The sequence below is a fragment of the Lysobacterales bacterium genome, from assembly GCA_019634735.1.
Lineage (GTDB): Bacteria > Pseudomonadota > Gammaproteobacteria > Xanthomonadales > UBA2363 > Pseudofulvimonas.
This window is the reverse complement of the sequence record JAHCAT010000009.1, coordinates 138,966-155,612: the sequence shown is the minus strand read 5'-3', so window position 1 is coordinate 155,612 and position 16,647 is coordinate 138,966. Positions and strand designations below refer to the sequence as shown.

Genomic DNA, 16,647 nt, shown 5'->3' with positions numbered 1-16,647 from the left:
AGTTCCTATTGCACCCGGGGTGGCCACGGGCCGCCCCGGGTTTCTTCTTTCAGGTCCCGGCGCCGGCGACCGCCCGCGGGGCGTCCTTGCGCGGCAACCGGGCAAGGGCTAGCGTTCGGGCATGCGCATCCTCGTCATCGAAGATCATCGCGACATCGCCGCCAACATCGGCGATTTCCTGGAGGACCAGGGCCACGAGGTCGATTTCGCCGCCGACGGCGTCACCGGTCTGCACCTGGCGGTGAGCCAGGATTTCGACATCATCATCCTCGACCTCAACCTGCCCGGCATGGACGGCCTGGAGGTCTGCCGCAGGCTGCGCGAGGAGGCCCAGAAGAGCACGCCGGTGCTCATGCTGACCGCGCGCGACGCCCTGGACCAGAAGCTGGCCGGCTTCGAGTCCGGTGCCGACGACTACCTGGTCAAGCCGTTCGCCCTGCAGGAACTGGGCGCGCGGCTCGCCGCCCTGGGTCGACGGCAGCGCAAGCCGGAAACCCGCGTGCTCACCGTCGCCGACCTGGAATACGACCTCGATACCCTCACCGTCCGGCGCGACGGTCGCACCCTGACCGTCAACCCGACCGCCCTGCGCATCCTGCAGACGCTGATGGAGTCCTCCCCCGCGGTGGTCACCCGCAGCGAGATCGAGACCCGCGTCTGGGGCGAGGAACTGCCCGACAGCGACTCCCTGCGGGTGCACATCCACAGCCTGCGCCAGGCGATCGACAAGCCCTTCGACAAGCCCCTCATCCATACCCGCCATGGCATCGGATACCGGATCGCGGACCCGGACGCGGTTTCGGCATAGGCTTCGCAGCCGCATCGTCATCGCCTTTGTCGTCTTCGGCACCCTGCTGACGACGGCGTTCGCGCTGGCCACGCTGTACCTGCGCGACCGCCTGGAAAACGAGCTGATCATCGAGAACCTGCAGGCCGAGGTCGACAGCTTCGTCGCCTTCAAGCGGCAGAATCCCGAGCCCGATGCCCAGTTCATGTTCGAGCGCTTCAGCGCGGCGATCTACGGCGCGCACCGCTTCGCCAACATCCCGCTGGAGTGGCAGGAACTCGACACCGGCGTTCACGACCTGACCGAGCGCACGGTCGACGGCACCACCCGCCACTACAAGCTGGCGGTGCGCGCCGATGCCGACATGCGGGCCTTCCTGCGCTACGACGTCACCCAGGAGGAGCTGGGCAAGCGCCAGATGATCGGCGCCCTCGGCCTGGCGCTGGCCGGCTTCACGGCGGTCGCCCTGCTGGTCGGCCTGTGGTCGTCGCGTCGGGTGATGAAGCCGGTCACCGACCTGGCGCAGCGCGTCGAGGACTTCGTCGGCCGCAGCGATCCGCAGCCCCTGGCCCCGCACTTCGCCGACGACGAGGTCGGCCAGCTCGCCGCCGCGCTGGACGGCTATGCCGGCCGCCTGACCGAGCTGGTCCGCCGCGACCGCGAGTTCAACGCCGACGTCAGCCACGAGCTGCGCACGCCCCTGGCGGTGATCAAGGGCGCCGCCGAACTGATCCTGGCCGGCGAGCTGCAGCCCAAGCTGCGCGAGCGGGTGCAGCGGATCGAGCGTGCCGCCCGCCAGTGCACGGACCTGATCAGCGCCCTGCTGATGCTGTCGCGGAACGAGCGCAACGTCGGCGCCGGCGAGCGTACCGACATCGCCCGCCTGTGCGCGCAGCTCATCCAGGACAACCGGCACACGCTGGCCGGCAAGCCGATCGACATCCGCCTGGAGGCGTTGGCCGAGCCCCGGGTGCTGGCGCCGGAATCGGTGTTCGCGGTGGCGCTGGGCAACCTGGTCAGCAACGCCTGCAAGTACACCCGCGAAGGCGAGATCGTGGTCCGCGTCCTCGACGACCGGGTTGAGGTGGTCGACACCGGCCCTGGCCTGAGCGAGGAGGATGCCGCCCACGCCTTCGATCGCGGCTACCGGGGCACGGCCGCCACCGGTACCGGCGGCGGCATCGGCCTGGCGATCGTGGGCCGCCTCAGCCAGCTCTACGGCTGGCGGGTCAGCCTGGTGCCCCGGCGGCCGCATGGCGCCACCGCGACCCTGGTGTTCGGGCGTTGAGGCCGGCGCGGGCGGGCCAGGCGGCGAACTGCCGGGGTACGGTTCGCGGCCGCGCCCGGACCGGGTTCAGGCCTGTTCCAGCCAGCCGTGGCGATCCGGCGTGCTGCCGTCGAACAGGCCGAAGAACAGCTGCTGCATGCGCCGCGTCAGCGCACCGGGCTTGCCGGCGCCGACCGGTCGGCCGTCGACGCTGCGGATCGGCGTGACCTCGGCGGCGGTGCCGCACATGAAGATCTCGTCGGCCAGGTAGAGGTACTCGCGCGGCAGGTCGCGCTCGACCACGGTCATGCCCTCGGCGCGGGCGAGCTGGATGATGCTGTCGCGGGTGATGCCATCGAGGATCGCCGCCGACACCGGCGGCGTGTGCAGGACACCGTCGAAGACCAGGAACAGGTTCTCGCCCGCGCCTTCCGACAACAGGCCGTTGGCGGCCAGGGCGATGCCCTCGCCGAAACCCAGCCTGCGCGCTTCGCGGGCGATCAGCTGTCCGGACAGGTAGTTGCCGCCCGCCTTGGCGCCGGTGGGGATGGTGTTGGGGGCCATCCGCTGCCAGCTCGACACGCAGGCATCGATGCCGCGCTCGAGCACGTCGGGGCCCAGGTAGGGGCCCATCCGCCAGGCCGCCACGGCAACCTCGATCGGCGTGTCCGCGCTCAAACCGAAACCGCCCAGGCCGCGCCAGACCACCGGTCGCAGGTAGGCCGCGTCGAGGCCGTTGGCCGCCAGCACCTCGAAGCAGGCGGCGCGCAACGCGGCCTGGTCGAACGGCAGGACCATCTCGTAGATGCGCGCGGAGTTTTGCAGCCGCCGCAGGTGCTCGGTGAGGCGGAAAACGCGCGCGCCATCGGGCGTGGCATAGCTGCGGATGCCCTCGAACACCGACGACCCGTAATGGACCACGTGCGACATCACGTGCAGGCTGGCGTCCTGCCAGGGCACCACGCGGCCGTTGAACCAGATCCAATCGGGGTAGTTCGCTGCTGCCATGGCCGCCCTGCCTTTGGGGAAAGCGGCATGGTGCCGGGAAACGCCGCCGGCCGCATCCATCCAGCGGCAGCCATTATCCGGCAGCGGCGAACTCAGCCCGGTGGCTGCGGTGACGCCAGTACCACCACGTCGCTGGCGACGGCACGCCGACGACGCGGACGTGGCGGCGGCTTCAGCAGCCGACTGCGCTCCCGTTCCGGGGACACCGGCACCGCCGGACCGAGCAGGCGCGCGAGCGGCGCCCAGCCAGGCACCTGCTCGGCGCAGATGCGCAGGCAGGTCAGCAGGGGGACCGCCATCAGCAGCCCGACCACGCCCCACAGCCAGCCCAGCAGGAGCAGGGCGACGAACACCATCACCGGGTCCAGGGACATGCTCCGGCCGAGCACGAGGGGCGTGAACAACTGGCCCTCAAGGGTCTGGATGACCAGGAAGGTCGCGGGCACCAGCAAGGCCTGGGCGGGCTCGTCGAACTGCGCGAAACCGGCCAGCGTCAACAGGAACAGACCGATCATCGGCCCGACGTAGGGTGCGAAATTGAGCAGGGCCGCCAGCGCCCCCCAGAGCATGGGATTGGCGACGCCCAGCAGGTGCAGCGCGCCGGCGACGACCAGTCCGAGCACGGCGTTGATGGCGGTGATGGTGAGTACGTAGGTTGAAAGCTGGTGCTGGGTGTAGCGGGTGGTCTGCACCAGGCGGCGTCGCCCGGCGAAGCGCGGCGTCATGGCCGCCGCCTTGCGCAGGATCGCGTCGCCGTAGAGCAGCAGCAGGAAGGTCAGGAACACGACCACGACGAGACTGGCCAGCAGCACGGGAACCGCGGCGGTGAGTTGACCGGCAAGGCGTGGCGGCGGCGCGACCTCGGGCTCGGTGCGGGGCCGTTCCTGGCCGGCATCGATGGCGAGTTCGGCAAGCCGATCGATGCTCTGGCTGGCGCTGCGCGAGACGTCCTCGATCGGGCGTCGCAGCTCCTTCACTGCCCGTTCGATGCGCTCGACGCCCTCCGGAAGCGTCGCAAGGAAGCTGTGCGCCGGGGTGGTGAGCATCGAAAGGCCGGTCGCGGCAAGCCCCAGCACCGCGCCCAGCACCACGAACGCCGCCACGGGCCTGGGTACGTACCAACGGCAGAGACGACGCACCGCGGGCGCCAGCAGCAGCGAGAGCAGCCCGGCCAGCAGGACCGGCACCACCACCGCCTTGGCCAGCGCGAAGGCGTACAGGGTGAGCAGTGCCAGCATCGCCGCGAGCAGCCGGTTGCGCCAGCGCGCGCCGGACAGATCGCGGCGACGGCGCTGGGTCAGCCTGGAGGGTGTCGTCGGCTGCGGCGGGGGCGCCGGTTCGGGATCAATGACCATGGACGGGCCCGCTCGCTGGCGGTACCGCCTTGTCGGCATTGCGCGCCGCCCGTGCCCGGGTGAGCATGACCGCGCCCCAGGGCGTGCTGGCCAGGCGAATGCCCCAGGCGGTGGTGGTGGCGGCCATCGCGGCCAGGGCGCGCAGCGGCAGGCGCGCCGCCAGCAGGCCGGCCAGCAAGCCGCCACCGACCCAGGCGAGCGGTGGCACGCGGCGGACGGCAAGTCGCAACCCGACGACCGCGGCCCGGGTGCGGTCGACCTGCCTGGCGACCAGCAGCCGGTCGGCGGCGACCCGCCGTCGAAGCGCACGCAGACTCATGACAGCGCCTTGGCCAGCTCGCCGAGCGCGGCCCGGCTGCCGGTCATCCGGGTGTCCCGCGCCCAGCGCCGGATCGCCAGGGCCAGGCCCAGGACCAGCAGGGCGTTGAATCCCGCGACCAGGGCCATCGCCAGGTCGGTGCGCGCCAGCAGTCCGGACAGCCAGTAGCCCAGGGCAAGGCAACCGAACAGCCAGACCATGACCAGCAAGGGCACGGCCAGGACCGTACCGATCACCAGGCGCTGTGCGCTGGCCTTCGCCAGCGCGGCCTCGGCCCGGAACAGCTCCAGCCATGCGGGGGCGAGCTCGCGCAGGCGGCCGGCGACTTCGCCGGCCGCATCCAGCGTGCCCGGCGCCGCGGCAGCAGGTGCCGCCGACGGCGCTTGCGTCACCTCGGCGGCGACCATGGCTCAGCGCCGGATCAGGCGGGACAGCACCAGACCCGCCGCGAAGGCGATTCCGGCTGCCGCCATGGGGTGCTTGCGGATCGCCTGGCCGGCCTGGTCCCAGAGGTCCTGGGCGCCGCGGGCGGCGGCCGCACCGGCCTCGGTCAGTTCTTCGGTGGCGTGGCTGGTCGCCTCCTTGAGCGATTCCGCGGCCTTCCGGAAGCCGTCGGCCGCCGCGTGGGCGGCCTGCTTGAGGTGCTCGGTGCCTTCGGTGCCGCTGCGCAGGGGAGTGGTGTTCATGGTCTAGCTCCTGGGTGGTGGGATGGGGCGCGATGGCGCGAGGCCATCGCTGCAATCGGATCAGCGCCCGGCGCGCGCGCCGTGACCGGCCATTGCCGGCCGCTCGGGCGGACGACGGCCGCGCTGGGCGCGGATCGGCGCCCGGGTCTGGCCGCAGTCGTGGACCTCTTCCAGCCAGTCCAGCCCATCGGGCGTCGCCCGGCGCCAGTGGTTGAGTTCGCAGCGAAGCTGCTGCCAGGCACAGTCGGGAGTGTGTTTCATGGCGGGGCGTCCTCAGTCGTTGCGCTCGGCGGCGTCCTGGATCTTCTCGCCGGCGCGTTCGATGTCCTTGCCGGCGCCGTGCATGGTGTTGCAGCCGGAAAGCTGCGGCAGGACCAGCAGGGCTGCGGTCGCGGCGAGCAGGAATTTGATGCCCAGGGAGTCGTTGCGGGTCATGTCGGCTGCTCCTTGCGTAGATGTCTACGTGAAATGCGGTCGCGAACGGTCAGCTCGCCCGCTCCATCCGCTCGGCTTCCTGGAGCGCTGCGGCACGGTTGGACTCGGCGGCGCTGCGCGCGGCATCCCGCTCGGCCCGGGCCTGGGCCTGGCAGGCATCGCGGGTCTCGCCGTCCAGCGCCTCGCAACGCTTGTCGGCGACGTCGTACTCGGCTTCCGCGCGGGTGATCGCCAGGTCGTACTGCGCCTTGGCGGTCTCGCGCAGCGCCTCGGCCTGGGCGTTCATACGCTCGGCCTGCGCGTCGGCGATGCGCTCGGCGGCATCCTCGCGGGCGTCGCGGATGTCGGCCGCGGCGTCCTGACGGGCCTGTTCGACGTCGCGGGCATGCCGCTCCGGATCCTTCTGGCAGGCGGCCAGTCCCAGGCTGACGGCGGCGACCAGGGCAATTACGGGCAAACGCTTCATCGTCGATCTCCTTGTGGTGTGCTCGGGCGTATCTGGCGGCGTTCGGCCGCTGGAGATCGATACGCACACCCCGTGCCAAACCAACGGCACCTTCTGGATCAAGCGGTTGCCCTGGCGCGACCGGGGTGCCCCTCGGCCGCCCCTTGCAGTCTGCACGGCCCCCGGGGCGACGGAATGCAGTTCGCGACTACCGGCCAGGCTGGCGACGCTGGTGCGGAACAGACCGGCGGGATACCCGAGCGGCAGGACGCCCGCGGAATGGAGGGTGTCGCCACGGCATGGCCCGCGAACGGGGACGGGACGATCGGCTCCCCCGCTCCGGCCACCATCGCACGAGGCGAAGGACGGGTCGGGGGTGCCGGCCTGCCAGGCTTGTCTAGACCAGGGCCCTCCAGCGGCCTCGGGGTCTCCGGAGGTTATAGGCGCTCAACCACCGCCAGGGTGGGCCGGGCCAGGTTGAGCGTGTAGAAGTGCAGCCCGGGCGCGCCGCCCTCCAGCAGTCGCCGGCACAGACTGGCGACCACGTCGGCGGCCAGCTCGCGGATCGCCCCGGTGTCGTCGCCCAGGGCCTGCATGCGCTTGCCCAGCCAGCGCGGGATCTCCGCGCCGCACAGGGCCGAGAAGCGCTGCAACTGGCTGAAGTTGGCGATCGGCATGATGCCCGGAACGATCGGCAACTCCAGTCCCAGCCTGCGCGCCTCCTCTACGAAGCGGAAATAGGCGTCCGGGTTGTAGAAGTACTGGGTGATGGCGCCATCGGCGCCGGCTTCGACCTTGCGCCGCAGGGCATCGAGGTCGCTGGTCGCGCTGTCCGCCTGCGGGTGGACCTCCGGGTAGCAGCCGACCTCGATGTGGAAGTGCCCGCCGCTGTGCTCGCGAATGAAGGCGACCAGTTCGTTGGCGTAGCGGAAGTCACCGTAGGCGGCCATGCCCGACGGCAGGTCGCCGCGCAGGGCGACGATGCGGGTGCAGCCCATTGCCCGGTACTGGTCGAGCAGGGCGCCGATCTCGGCCCGGGTTCCGCCGACGCAGGACAGGTGCGGCGCGGCATCGAGCCCATGCTCCTCGCGCAGCCCGCGCACGGTCTCCGGGGTATAGCTCAGTGTCGAGCCGCCGGCACCGAAGGTGACGCTGGCGTACTCCGGCCTCAGGACACGCAGCTTCGGCACCGCCTTGGCGAGCTGGGTGCGCTGCTCGTCGGTCTTGGGGGGGAAGAACTCGAGGCTTATGGCGGCCATGGCGACTCCTGCGCGGGGGCTGGCCGGCAGTCTATCGCTTCATCGCGATGAAAGGAAACGTTACTCCCGGGCTGCCCGTAGCCTCGCCGTCTGTGGCGTGCGGTATAAGGCGCTGGGGGCCGTCTGGGCACGGGCGCGCGGTGGAGCAACGACGGAGGGTGCATGGCAGCCGAAGGCGGCATCGAACTGGTCAAGGCGGTCGCCCTTCTGGGCGCGGCGGTGGTTGCGGTTCCCCTGTTCCGGCGACTGGGCCTGGGCTCGGTGCTCGGCTATCTGGCCGCTGGCCTGGCGATCGGTCCCTTCGGACTGGCGCTGTTCACCGACCCGATGGCGATCCTGCACGTCGCCGAGCTGGGCGTGGTGATGTTCCTTTTCGTGATCGGCCTGGAGATGCGCCCATCGCACCTGTGGCACCTGCGCGGCCAGATCTTCGGCCTGGGCACCGCACAGATCAGCCTGGCACTGGCCGCACTGACCGGCGTCGGGTTGCTGCTGGGCTTCACGCCAGTCACCGCCTTCATCGGCGCCGCCGGCTTCGTGCTGACGTCGACGGCGATCGTCGTGCAGTTGCTGGTCGAACGCGGCGACATCGCCCTGCCGCCCGGCCAGAAGATGGTGTCCGTGCTGCTGTTCGAGGACCTGCTGATCGTGCCGCTGCTGGCGCTGGTCGCGTTCATGGCGCCCGGCGCCGCGGAGGCGCCGGGCAGCCGCTGGCTGGACATCGGGCTCGGCGTGGCGGCGGTGGCCGCCCTGGTGGCCGCCGGCCTGTGGCTGCTCAACCCCCTGTTCCGGCTGCTGGCCGCCGCCAAGGCGCGCGAGGTGATGACCGCCGCCGCGCTGCTCGTGGTGCTGGGCTCGGCGCTGCTCATGGAACTGGGCGGCCTGTCGATGGCGATGGGCGCCTTTCTGGCCGGCGTGCTGCTCTCGGAGTCGACCTTCCGGCACCAGCTCGAGGCGGACATAGAGCCGTTCCGCGGCCTGCTTCTGGGGCTGTTCTTCCTGGCTGTGGGCATGGCCCTCGACCTGACGGTGGTCGCCGCCAACTGGTTGCTGATCCTGACCGCGGTGCCGGCGATGATGCTGGTCAAGGCGGCATGCATCTATGCGGTGGCGCGTTTGTTCCGGAGCCGGCACGGCGAGGCACTGGACCGCGCCGTGGTGATGGCCCAGGGCGGCGAGTTCGCCTTCGTGCTCTACGCCGCGGCTGCCGCGGGCGGCCTGATCGACGGCGTCGCCAACGCCCAGCTCACCGCGATCGTGGTGCTTTCGATGGCATTGACGCCCCTGGTGGTGCTGGCCCTCAGGCCGCTGCTGCGCAGGGCACCGCCCTCCATGGCCGGCGTCGATGCCGCGGACGGCCTGACCGGCAGCGTTCTGCTGGTCGGCTTCGGCCGCTTCGGGCAGGTCGTCAGCCAGTCGCTGCTGGCGCGCGGCGTCGATGTCTCGCTGATCGACACCGACATCGAGATGATCCGCGACGCCGAGCGCTTCGGCTTCAAGGTCTACTACGGCGACGGGACCCGGCTCGACGTCCTGCACGCCTCGGGCGCCGCCAGCGCGCGGGTGATCCTGGTCTGCGTGGACGACCGGGAGGCCGCCCTGCGCATCGCCACCCTGGCGCGCGCCGCGTTCCCCCAGGCGCGCCTGCTGGTCCGTGCCTGGGACCGCGAACACGCCCTGCACCTGCTCGCCGCCGGTGTCGATGGCCTGGTCCGGGAAACCTTCGAATCCGCCCTGCAGTTCGGCGAGGACGCGCTGCGTCTGCTCGGCGTCGACGCCGCCGAGGCGGCGCGGGTGCGCGCCCTGATCCGGCAGCGCGACGCCGAGCGCTTCCAGCTCGAGATCGCCAGCGGCGCCTTCAAGCCCAGCACCGACCTGCTCTACACCAACCAGCCGCAGCGGATGCGCCAGGCGCCGCTGGTCGAGCCGCGCACGGAAGGGCGCCGGCTCGACATCGACCCCGAGAGCGGAAGCGAAGCCGCGACTACGGGCTGAGCGCCGGCCGGGTCGATTGCCGCCGACGCAGGACGCCGCGCGCGATCGGGCGTCGGGCACGTCGGCCTGGAAGGTGTGCGGCCCCGCGGGTGCCAAGGTCGCTGTCCCGCAATTGCACGGCAATCAAAGCAACGCCGGGCACGAGGGCCCGGCGCGCGAAGGGTCCGGCCGGGGCGCGGCCCGGCCGGGATTTACTCAGTAGCGGTAGTGCTCGGGCTTGTACGGCCCGTCGACGGGCACGCCGAGGTAGGCGGCCTGGTCGTCGGTGAGGCGGGTCAGCTTCACGCCGATCTGCTCCAGGTGCAGCCGGGCGACTTCCTCGTCCAGCTTCTTGGACAGGCGGTACACGGTCTTCTCGTAGCTGTCCTTGTTCTGCCACAGGTCGATCTGCGCCAGGGTCTGGTTCGAGAACGAGTTGGACATCACGAAGGCCGGGTGGCCATGCGCGCAGCCCAGGTTCACCAGGCGCCCTTCGGCGAGCAGGTAGATGCTGCGGCCCTCGCCGAAGGTGTAGCGGTCGACCTGCGGCTTGATGGTCTCGCGGGTCGCGCCGCTGGCGTTCAGGCGGTCGACCTGGATCTCGTTGTCGAAGTGGCCGATGTTGCAGACCAGGGCGTTGTTCTTCATCCCCTGCATGTGCTCCAGGGTGATGATGTCCTTGTTGCCGGTGGTGGTGACGAAGATGTCGGCCTCGTGCAGGACGTCCTCGACGGTCTTCACCTCGAAGCCCTCCATGGCCGCCTGCAGGGCGTTGATCGGGTCGATCTCGGTGACGATGACGCGCGCGCCCAGGCCGCGCAGCGAGTGCGCCGAGCCCTTGCCGACGTCGCCGTAGCCGCAGACCACGGCGACCTTGCCGGCGATCATCAGGTCGGTGGCGCGCTTGATGGCGTCGGCCAGCGACTCGCGGCAACCGTACAGGTTGTCGAACTTGCTCTTGGTCACCGAGTCGTTGACGTTGATCGCCGGCACCAGCAGCTTGCCGGCCTCCATCATCTGGTACAGGCGGTGCACGCCGGTGGTGGTCTCCTCGGAGACGCCCTTCCAGTCGGCGGCGACGGTCTTCCAGAAGCCGGGACGCTCGCTGCGGGTGCGCTTGAGCAGGTCCTTGATCACCTGCTCCTCGTGGTTGGCGCCGGGCTGGTCGACCCAGTCGTCGCCGTTCTCCATGTCGACGCCCTTGTGGATCAGCAAGGTGGCGTCGCCGCCGTCGTCGACGATCAGCTCGGGACCCTTCATGCCCGGGTGGGTGAGCATGTCCAGGGTGCAGTCCCAGTATTCCTCGAGGGTCTCGCCCTTCCAGGCGAACACCGGGATGCCGGCGGCGGCGATCGCCGCGGCGGCGTCGTCCTGGGTCGAGAAGATGTTGCAGGAGGCCCAGCGGACCGAGGCGCCCAGCGCGGCCAGGGTCTCGATCAGGACCGCGGTCTCCTTGGTCATGTGCAGCGAGCCGGACAGGCGCACGCCCTTGAGCGGTTGCAGGGGCGCGTACTTGGCGCGGATCTGCATCAGGCCGGGCATCTCCTCCTCGGCCATGCGGATACGGCGGCGGCCGAGGTCGGCCAGGGCGATGTCGCGGACCTTGTAGTCCTGCGCGCCGGGGGTCTTGAGGACAGCGTTCATGAGTGTGCTCCGGATGCGGTGGCCGCAAGCCCCTCCTTAGCGGGGGGACGGATCGGCCGGATGGCCGGGCGCCGTTGGAACCGGTGCGCCTGCCGAGCCTGAGCCCCGGGGCGAATCCACCCAGGCCTGCAGCGCCCCTCGGCAGGGCGGACGCGGAGTATATCGCTTGCTCGCGATGGAAGGATGAATGGCCGGTCCCGGGCCGCTCCCCCGCGCCGCGCGAGCGGCGAGCAGACCGAGTACTGGCCTCCCGCAGCCTGGAACGGACCGATCCGAGCACGCCCCGCCCCACCCCCGAGCCACCTGTCCCGGCCCCGCGCCCCGCCCCGCCCCGCCCCGCCCCGCCCCGCCCCGCCCCGGATCCCGGATCCCGAGTCCCGAGTCCCGTTTGGAACGCAGCACCCCACTTCTCCCCTCCCCCGCCTGCGGGGGAGGGGCGGGGGAGAGGGCTGCCCCGGCACTGCCGCCAGCGCCCAGACCCGCGGACTCTCCTGGCAGGCCCTGCCCTCCGCCCGACCATGAGTTGGAATCACAACCCCTGGTGGAAACCCGCCCCCGGCCAGGGACATGCCCGGCCCTGATAGTTCCGGACCGCTGCCCGCGTTGGTCGAGGTAGCGGGACATCCAGTCCCGGAAGGAGCCGCCCATGTCCAGTCCGTCGCCGACCCGTCGGCCTACCCTGCTTGCCTTGGCGTCGTCCGTACTGGCCGCCGCACCGGGCCTCGGCGCCGCGGCAGTCGAACGCATCAGCGTCGCCAGCAACGGCAGCCAGGGCAATTTCCAGAGCCGCTATCCGACAATCTCGGCCGACGGCCGCTACGTGGCCTTCGAGAGCGACGCCACCAACCTGGTGCCCGGCGACAGCAACGACGCCACCGACGTCTTCGTCCGCGACCGGCTGGCCGGCACCACGGTGCGGATCAGCGTCACGGCGGCAGGCGCCCAGGTCAACGGCCCAAGCCGGCGACCGGCGATTTCCGGCAACGGCCAGCGCGTCGTGTTCGATTCCTTCGGTGCCCTGATCCCGGATTCGGGCTTCCACAACTGCTACCTGGTCGATCGCGCCGCACCCGCCATCGTGCTGCTCGACCGCCGCAGCGACACCGGCGCGCCGTCCGGCCAGGGCTGCCAGTCGCCCGGCATCAGCGTCGATGGCGACCGCATCGCCTTCGCCTCGCCCAACCCGTTCCTGGTACCCGGCGACAGCGACAACAACGGCGTGCTCGACGTGTTCGTGCGGACCGTGTCGACCGCCTCGACGGTGCGCATCAACCGCGGACCGGGCGGCATCGAGGCCAACGCACCGGCCGAGAACCTGCGCATCAGCGCGTTCGGCAGCCACGTGATCTACGCCAGCGCCGCCAGCAACCTGGTCCCGGGCGACAGCAACGGCAGCCGCGACATCTTCGTCTCCGACCTGGCCGGGCAGACCCGGCGGGTCAGCGTCGGCAGTGGCGGCACCCAGGCCAACGGCGTGGTCGTCCCCGAGGCGGCGCTGAACGCCGATGCCAGCCTGGTCGCCTTTTCCGCCAATGCTTCCGCCCTGCCCGGCTGGAACGCCAATGTCGAATCGGTTCTCTACCTGCGCGTACCCGGCGCCGACCTCACCGTGCCGGTGTCGATTCCCGCCGCCGGCGCCCACGAAGGCTCCGCCGAACATCCCGATTTCTCGGCCACCGGCCGCTGGCTGGTGTTCTGGGCCGACGATCAGCTGGTCCCGGGGGTCACCGTCGCCGCCATCTACGTCGTCGATCTGCTGGAGGAGACCATCGCCCTGGTCAGCCGACAACCCGGCGGCCAGCCGGCCGGCGCCGGCAACCACTTCCATCCGCGGATCAGTGCCGACGGCCGCGGCATCGTCTGGTTCTCGAACTCCGCCCTGCTGGTGCCCGGGGACACGAACGGCACCTGGGACGTCTTCCACGCCGACAACCCGCTGTGGGACGACACCCTGTTCGCGGACGGCTTCGAGTAGCGTTCCGCCCGCCCTCGCTTTCCGCACCGCACACCCGACCGAGCGATCCCATGCGTCCTGTCCCGCACCTGTTCCTCACCGCCCTGCTCCTTGCCACTCCCCTGCTGCCGAAGACCGCCGGCGCTGCGGTGCACTGCGTCACCAACGCCGCCGAACTGCAGGCGGCCCTGAACCAGGCTGCCGCATCCCACGGCGATGACGAGATCCGTCTGCGCGAGGGCATCTACACGCCGCAGCAAACGCTGGTCTACAACGCCAGCACCGCCGGCTGGCTGTTCATCGAAGGCGGCTGGCGCCCGGAAGGCGCCAACCCCTGCGCACAGCGCGGCCAGTCGGCGTCGAACACCGTGCTCGACGGGGCCGGCCAGCGCCAGGTGCTGACCATCCAGTACGGCTCGGCGACGGTACCGGTGATCATTCCGCGCTTTTCGGTGGCGAATCTCAGCATCCGCAACGGCGTCGGCGCGGGATTCGTGCGCGGCGGAGGCCTGAGCATGACGTCGAGTGCCACCCATCACACCGAACTGTGGGTGGACAACGTGATCGTCGCCGACAACAGCGGCTACTTCGGTGGCGGCGCCAACCTGTCGGTGCGCAATGGCCTGATCCGGGTCGCCAACAGCCTGTTCGCCGACAACGACGCGCCGACCAGCGCCTATGGCCATCTGTCGATCACAGTCGTGGAGTCGGTCGCAGCCAATGCGGTGATCGTCGCCAACAGCACGTTCGTGAACGGCGCCTGCCAGGGCAATACCGGCGGACAACGCGGCTGCGGCATGGGCGCCGGCCTGGGCGGCGGCGTGCGCATGGACATCGTAAACAGCCTGTTCGTGGACAACGCCGTGTCCGATGTCACCAGCGAGGGCCTGTCTAGCGTCGGCTTCGGCAACGGCAACGTCCATTACAGCCACAGCCGCATCCAGGCCAGCACCGGCACCCTGACGCCGGGCGTCCTCGCCGCGCTGAGCGGCGAGCCCCGCTTCGCGGACGCCTCCGGCCGCGACTTCCGCCTGCGTGACGACTCGCCGTTCATCAACCGGGGACTGGGCGCGGTGCCGATCTACGGCTACCGGGGCTACGACCTGGCCGGCAACCTTCGGGTGCGCTTCGGGGGCCTCGACCCTGGCGCCTACGAGAACCAGACCTGGGATTTCGTTTTCGCAGACGGATTCCAGCCGCTGCCGGAGGGCGACAGCGCCTGGACCAGGTTCGACAGCGCAGTCAGGTGAAGAAGTAGCGCACGATGTGGAAGAACACCGGTGCCGCGAAGCAGACCGAGTCCATGCGGTCGAGCATGCCGCCGTGGCCCTCGATCATCACGCCCCAGTCCTTGGCGCCGAGGCTGCGCTTGACCGCCGACAGCGCCAGGCCGCCGAGGAAGCCGCACAGCACGATCAGCGCCGCGAGCGCGCCGGCCTGCAGCGGCGTGAACGGCGTGATCCACCACAGCGCGGCGCCGACGCCGGTGGCGGCCAGGCCGCCGCCGACCAGGCCCTCGACCGTCTTCGAAGGGCTCACCTTGGGCGCCAGCAGGTGCCGGCCGAACAGCTTGCCGAACACGTACTGCAGGACATCGCTCAGCTGCACGACGATCAGCAGGAACAGCAGCAGCAGCAGGCCGCGGCCCTCGAAGCCCGGGATCTCCAGCATCAGCAGGGCCGGGGCGTGGCTGATGCAGTAGACGGTCAGCATCAGGCCCCACTGGATCTTGGTGTTGCGCTCCAGGAACTGCTCGGTGTCGCCGGACAGCGCCGACACCGCCGGCAGCAGCAGGAAGCCGTAGACGGGGATGGCGATCGCGAACAGCCCGTACCAGCCGTCGTGCACCAGCCAGTACTGCAGCGGGATCGCCACCCAGAAGCACAGCAGCAGCACGGCATGGTCGCCGCGCCGGGTCGGCGTCAGGGTGACGAATTCGCGCAGCGCCAGGAACGAGGTCAGGGCGAACACCACGATGGTGGCGAGCGGCCCGACCAGGAAGCAGGCGCACAGCACCACCACCATCCACCACCAGGCGCGGATCCGGGCGTTGAGGTTGGCGACCACGGCGCCGCCGCGGCCGCCGCGGCCCAGGAAGGCGCCGATCGCGCTGGCCAGCGTGAGCAGGCCGAACAGACCACCGAGCAGCCACCAGAACTGGGGCGGCGCGCCCTCGACCAGGCCGGTCGCGAAGGAAACCAGGGAATCGATCATGCCAGGGCCACCACCGCCGCTCGGGCGCGTTCCAGGAAGGCGTCCTTGTCCTCGCCGGGCGCCGGGGCGATGGCGGCGCCGAAGCGCGCCGTGCAGATGAAGGGCACCGGCAGCAGGCTGCCCTTGGGCAGGCTGCGGCGGGCGTTGTCCAGGAATACCGGCACCAGTTCGACCTGCGGATGGCGCTGCGCCAGGTGGTAGAGCCCGGCCTTGAACGGCCCGGGCAGGGTCTCATCGCGGCGGGTGCCCTCGGGGAACAGGATCAGGCTGTCGCCGGCCGCCAGCGCGGCCTGCAGTGGCGCCAGCGGATCGGCCTCGGCGTCGCTGCGCTGCCGGTCGATCAGCACCACGTTCAGGCCCTGGCGGGCGATCAGGCCCTTGAGGCCGCCACCGCCCCAATAGTCGCGCGCCGCCACCGGCCGGGTCCGCCGGCGCAGCGTCGGCGGCAACGCCGCCCACAGGGTGAGGGTGTCCAGGTGGCTGCCGTGGTTGGCGAAGTAGATGCGCTGCACCGGCGAAGGCGCGCTGCCCTGCCAACGCGGATAGGCGCCGAACAGCAGTCGGACCAGGCCGACCAGTACCCGCGCGATCACCGCGGCACCGTGCCGGCGCGCAGTTGCCGGGCAATGGCGGCGGTGCGTGCCAGGCAGGTCAGGGCGCTGCCGGCGGCGATGATCGCCAGCGCCGCGAGCAGGGCATGGTGGCTGCCGGCCAGGGCCAGCTCGGCGGCGGCCGCCAGGCAACCCAGGGTCATCACCGCCATCCGGTGCGGCTTGGCCTGCGGGCCGCGGAAGTCCTGGGCCAGCCCGAGCGCGCCGCCGGTGACCCGGACATAGGCGGTGGCCATCGCCAGCAGAGCCGCCAGCCAGCCCAGCCAGGGCAGGCCGGCCGCGTAGCCGAGCGGCACCAGGAACAAGGAATCGGCGGCGCGATCCGGCAGCTCGTTCCAGAGCGCGCCGGTGGCGGAGCCCTTGCCGCCCTCGACCGCCACCATGCCGTCCAGCAGGTTGCACAGCAGGCGCAACTGCACGCACACGGCGACCAGCACCAGGCCGGCCGGGGTCGGCCAGCACAGCAGCAGGGCCGCGCCGGCCGCCGCGAACAGCACGCTGGCCGCCGAGATCTGGTCCGGCGTCACCGGCGAGCGCGCCAGCGCCGAGGCCAGCGCCCGCGCCCAGCCGGTGCCGCGCGACTTCAACGGTCGTCGGTCTGCCATCGTTTCTCCCCTCGCTCCAGGCTGCTGCCTTGCGGTGGGTGTTTATAGCACCGGCCAACCGGACTCACAGGCGCCGGCAGTTAT

At 71.0% G+C, this 16,647-nt stretch carries 18 protein-coding genes and 1 riboswitch; of the genes, 5 read left to right on the top strand and 13 right to left on the bottom strand.

The window, feature by feature from the left end:
- Positions 1-121 precede the first annotated feature (121 nt).
- Together KF823_10175 and KF823_10170 are read left to right on the top strand one after the other, a co-directional pair.
- Positions 122-808 carry a response regulator transcription factor gene (locus tag KF823_10175; protein MBX3726274.1) on the top strand — a complete coding sequence of 229 codons (687 nt, stop codon included), beginning with the start codon at positions 122-124 and terminating at the stop codon, positions 806-808.
- Positions 762-2,075: a HAMP domain-containing histidine kinase gene (locus KF823_10170; protein MBX3726273.1), complete on the top strand. Its 1,314-nt coding sequence runs from the start codon at positions 762-764 to the stop codon at positions 2,073-2,075. Before KF823_10175 ends, KF823_10170 begins: the two co-directional genes overlap by 47 nt.
- Before the next feature lie 66 nt (positions 2,076-2,141).
- On the opposite strand, the gene KF823_10165 is transcribed toward KF823_10170, so the two are convergent.
- From KF823_10165 to metF, 9 genes are all read right to left on the bottom strand, one after another.
- Complete coding sequence (locus KF823_10165) at positions 2,142-3,062, bottom strand: branched-chain amino acid transaminase (GenBank protein MBX3726272.1); 921 nt, start codon at positions 3,060-3,062, stop codon at positions 2,142-2,144.
- A 92-nt stretch (positions 3,063-3,154) separates the two neighbouring features.
- The gene (locus KF823_10160; GenBank protein MBX3726271.1) at positions 3,155-4,417 is read right to left on the bottom strand and encodes an AI-2E family transporter; all 1,263 of its coding nucleotides are present in this window, start codon (positions 4,415-4,417) and stop codon (positions 3,155-3,157) included.
- Positions 4,407-4,736 carry a hypothetical protein gene (locus tag KF823_10155; protein MBX3726270.1) on the bottom strand — a complete coding sequence of 110 codons (330 nt, stop codon included), beginning with the start codon at positions 4,734-4,736 and terminating at the stop codon, positions 4,407-4,409. Before KF823_10155 ends, KF823_10160 begins: the two co-directional genes overlap by 11 nt.
- The gene (locus tag KF823_10150) at positions 4,733-5,143 is read right to left on the bottom strand and encodes a hypothetical protein (protein ID MBX3726269.1); all 411 of its coding nucleotides are present in this window, start codon (positions 5,141-5,143) and stop codon (positions 4,733-4,735) included. The genes KF823_10155 and KF823_10150 overlap by 4 nt, the downstream gene beginning before the upstream one ends.
- A gap of 3 nt (positions 5,144-5,146) precedes the next feature.
- Positions 5,147-5,422 carry a DUF883 family protein gene (locus tag KF823_10145; protein ID MBX3726268.1) on the bottom strand — a complete coding sequence of 92 codons (276 nt, stop codon included), beginning with the start codon at positions 5,420-5,422 and terminating at the stop codon, positions 5,147-5,149.
- Positions 5,423-5,482: 60 nt separating this feature from the next.
- Positions 5,483-5,683, bottom strand: coding sequence for a hypothetical protein (locus tag KF823_10140; protein MBX3726267.1), 201 nt, complete (start codon positions 5,681-5,683; stop codon positions 5,483-5,485).
- A gap of 12 nt (positions 5,684-5,695) precedes the next feature.
- Positions 5,696-5,857 carry an entericidin A/B family lipoprotein gene (locus KF823_10135; GenBank protein ID MBX3726266.1) on the bottom strand — a complete coding sequence of 54 codons (162 nt, stop codon included), beginning with the start codon at positions 5,855-5,857 and terminating at the stop codon, positions 5,696-5,698.
- A gap of 49 nt (positions 5,858-5,906) precedes the next feature.
- Positions 5,907-6,323, bottom strand: a complete 417-nt coding sequence (locus KF823_10130; GenBank protein MBX3726265.1) for a hypothetical protein — start codon at positions 6,321-6,323, stop codon at positions 5,907-5,909.
- A gap of 416 nt (positions 6,324-6,739) precedes the next feature.
- Positions 6,740-7,561, bottom strand: a complete 822-nt coding sequence (gene metF, locus KF823_10125) for a methylenetetrahydrofolate reductase [NAD(P)H] (GenBank protein ID MBX3726264.1) — start codon at positions 7,559-7,561, stop codon at positions 6,740-6,742.
- Between the two features lie 162 nt (positions 7,562-7,723).
- Here metF and KF823_10120 point away from each other — a divergent pair, with 162 nt between their 5' ends.
- Positions 7,724-9,556: a monovalent cation:proton antiporter-2 (CPA2) family protein gene (locus tag KF823_10120; GenBank protein MBX3726263.1), complete on the top strand. Its 1,833-nt coding sequence runs from the start codon at positions 7,724-7,726 to the stop codon at positions 9,554-9,556.
- Between the two features lie 195 nt (positions 9,557-9,751).
- On the opposite strand, the gene ahcY is transcribed toward KF823_10120, so the two are convergent.
- Positions 9,752-11,179: an adenosylhomocysteinase gene (gene ahcY / locus KF823_10115; protein ID MBX3726262.1), complete on the bottom strand. Its 1,428-nt coding sequence runs from the start codon at positions 11,177-11,179 to the stop codon at positions 9,752-9,754.
- A gap of 59 nt (positions 11,180-11,238) precedes the next feature.
- A riboswitch (S-adenosyl-L-homocysteine riboswitch) is annotated at positions 11,239-11,325 on the bottom strand.
- Between the two features lie 500 nt (positions 11,326-11,825).
- Here ahcY and KF823_10110 point away from each other — a divergent pair.
- Both KF823_10110 and KF823_10105 read left to right on the top strand, forming a co-directional pair.
- Positions 11,826-13,154, top strand: coding sequence for a PD40 domain-containing protein (locus KF823_10110; GenBank protein MBX3726261.1), 1,329 nt, complete (start codon positions 11,826-11,828; stop codon positions 13,152-13,154).
- Between the two features lie 50 nt (positions 13,155-13,204).
- Positions 13,205-14,383 (top strand): hypothetical protein, encoded by a 1,179-nt coding sequence (locus tag KF823_10105; GenBank protein MBX3726260.1) that lies wholly within the window; start codon positions 13,205-13,207, stop codon positions 14,381-14,383.
- Here the strand turns inward: KF823_10105 and KF823_10100 are convergent.
- Genes KF823_10100 through KF823_10090 form a run of 3 tightly spaced genes read right to left on the bottom strand, consistent with a single transcriptional unit; the run spans position 14,376 to position 16,563 of the window.
- Positions 14,376-15,347, bottom strand: a complete 972-nt coding sequence (locus KF823_10100) for a phosphatidate cytidylyltransferase (GenBank protein ID MBX3726259.1) — start codon at positions 15,345-15,347, stop codon at positions 14,376-14,378. The genes KF823_10105 and KF823_10100 overlap by 8 nt on opposite strands.
- Entirely contained in the window at positions 15,344-15,940 is a 597-nt protein-coding gene (locus KF823_10095) for a 1-acyl-sn-glycerol-3-phosphate acyltransferase (GenBank protein ID MBX3726258.1), read from the bottom strand. Before KF823_10095 ends, KF823_10100 begins: the two co-directional genes overlap by 4 nt.
- Entirely contained in the window at positions 15,937-16,563 is a 627-nt protein-coding gene (locus tag KF823_10090) for a CDP-alcohol phosphatidyltransferase family protein (protein MBX3726257.1), read from the bottom strand. The genes KF823_10095 and KF823_10090 overlap by 4 nt, the downstream gene beginning before the upstream one ends.
- Positions 16,564-16,647 lie beyond the last annotated feature (84 nt).